This window comes from Psychrobacillus sp. (genome assembly GCF_056205495.1).
In genome coordinates, this window is record NZ_JBAEAP010000041.1 from 1 (window position 1) to 2,242 (window position 2,242).

Below are 2,242 nucleotides of genomic sequence, written 5' to 3' on the forward strand. Positions count from 1 at the left end.
AAGTGACTCTAGAACGGAAGATTATATTACTGGTCGTTTCGGATAATAAGATGGGAGACGGAAAATGATACGCGAAAACTTTGAAAATAACATGCAAGAGCTAGAAAACAAGCTAGCTGAAATGGTAAGAATCACAGAGGAGCAGCTAGAATGCTCCTACCAAGCATTAGAAACGCAGGACATCGAGCTTGCTTTAAAGACAATTGAAAAAGACAATACGATCGATGACATGGAAAAGGAAATTAACCAAATGGCTATTTGGTTTATCTCCAAGGAGCAGCCACTTGCTCGTGACTTACGCCGAATCATTGGCGTGCTGAAAATATCAAGCGACATCGAGCGCATAGCTGACTTTGCAGTTAACATCTCCAAGGCAACTATTAAAATTGGAGAGCGGCCATCCCTGTTACACATGACAAAGCTTGAGCCGATGAAGACGGTATCCATTACGATGCTACAAAAATCGTTGAAGTCGTTTATAGAGGAAGACATAGCCCTGGCAAAGGAAGTAGCCGACCTGGATGACCTAGTCGATGCAAACAGTAGAGCCAATTACCAAAATCTCATTCAATACTTAAGCGAGCATCCCGAGGACACAGCCCAGCTAGTCCAGCTCCTATTCATCAACCGTTTCTTAGAACGCACAGCCGATCACATCACCAACATAGCAGAAAGCACTGCTTATCTGATTAAAGGTAGGATGTATGATTTTAACTAAAGTTTAAACCGATAAATGAAGCTTCCTGCTTCCTTATCGGTTTTTTTATGTATAATTATTTGTAGAATTATTATGTTTTTTGAACATTATGGATTTAAATACAGGAAATGAAATGGAAATTGTCGAAATCATTATAAGGTGTTTTTCTATAGAGTTCGCACTTGTCGAGGATATATGTCAAAGTTTAATTTATCATGGATTCGAAAAAATTATCATTACTTAATGGACACAGAGAAGCTAATCTACCTCCCATTAAAATTGCTACCACTAGACTAAGAAACAAGACAGGAGCATTTCTACCAATTGTGGATCCGTTTTACTTTAACTTTGAAAAAGGTAAAGAACTAAGACTTTCTGCTCCAGGTGGAATTGGACATGCAGAAGAAATGGAGAGTTCCCATATGTTCTATTTATATCCAGAGCTTTGTGATCCGGAAGAAGTAAGGAGTAATATTCCTAATAAGCATCGTTATCTTCAACATGACCCGTTTATAGAGGGAGACCGAGTATTGAGCTCTAGTGATGTATTTACCTATAAGGAAGCAACTAATGGTTTTGGTCTAATGTGGGATGCAACCGGTTCATCAAAAGAGACAGGTGAAAAATACCATAATAAATTTTTAGCTAATTTAAAAAAATTGATAGAATACTGCGAAAATGAAGTGCATGTGGAATTAAGAAATAGAGAGATTCCGTTATAGACTCTCTACCTGATAGTGTTCTATCGCGTATTTTACTTAGTGAATGAAATATTTTCTATGTATTGATTGAAGCGGCAGGCGGCGACTCCAGTGGGATGAGTGAGACAGATAAGACGTCACAACCGCGCGCGTTAGCGACGGGTGATGGCTTATCGCTCACCCCACGGAAAGCGTCCGACTAGAGCGAAGATCAATTATGCTTTATTTAGAATTTATAAATAAATTTTACTGACATACATAGCAGAATTTATTTCCAAAATGAAGAGTTTAACTTTTAGTTGATAAAACTATAGATTGGAATATGATATAATAGTGTAGGCTTTATGTGAGGATATTCACTAAGAGTATAACTTTAAGTGTTTGGATAACATAAGAGCATATAGATTTTGGATATTCCAAAGGAGGAACACGTAAGTGAGTTTAAAATATGCAATTATCGGGTGTGGACGAATCTCTCCTAATCATGTTGCTGCAGCTATAGAAAATAATTTAAATATTGTGGCGTTATGTGATGTGGACGAGAGCAAAATGGATGCAACAATTTCCATGTTTGAGCTACCAGAAACAGTGAAGAAATATACGGATTACAAAGAAATGCTTCAGCAGGAATCTCCTGAGCTAATCGGGATTTGTACGGAAAGCGGAAAGCATGCACAAATCGCTTTAGATTGTATCGAGCATGGCAGCAATCTAATTATCGAGAAGCCAATCGCATTATCTTTAGAAGAAGCAGATCAAATCATCGCTTTAGCTAAAGAGAAAAACGTTAAAGTAAGTGCTTGTCACCAAAACCGCTTTAACAAATCTGTTCAAAAAATGAGAG

The 2,242-nt window shown here is 37.7% G+C and carries 3 protein-coding genes; all 3 read left to right on the top strand.

What is annotated here, in order from left to right; all coding sequences use genetic code 11:
• The first annotated feature begins 64 nt into the window (after window positions 1–64).
• Window positions 65–718 (top strand): phosphate signaling complex protein PhoU, encoded by a 654-nt coding sequence (gene phoU, locus AC06OU_RS01340; RefSeq protein WP_298470502.1) that lies wholly within the window; start codon window positions 65–67, stop codon window positions 716–718.
• A 194-nt stretch (window positions 719–912) separates the two neighbouring features.
• Entirely contained in the window at window positions 913–1,419 is a 507-nt protein-coding gene (locus AC06OU_RS01345; protein ID WP_475853524.1) for a creatininase family protein, read from the top strand.
• A 414-nt stretch (window positions 1,420–1,833) separates the two neighbouring features.
• Window positions 1,834–2,242: Gfo/Idh/MocA family protein (locus AC06OU_RS01350; RefSeq protein ID WP_475853525.1), on the top strand; the 409-nt coding region annotated here is incomplete at its 3' end.

Coding starts and splice junctions, on each gene's coding strand:
- phoU (WP_298470502.1), top strand. CDS start 65: ATGATACGCGAAAACTTTGAAAATAACATGCAAGAGCTAGAAAACAAG.
- AC06OU_RS01345 (WP_475853524.1), top strand. CDS start 913: ATGGATTCGAAAAAATTATCATTACTTAATGGACACAGAGAAGCTAAT.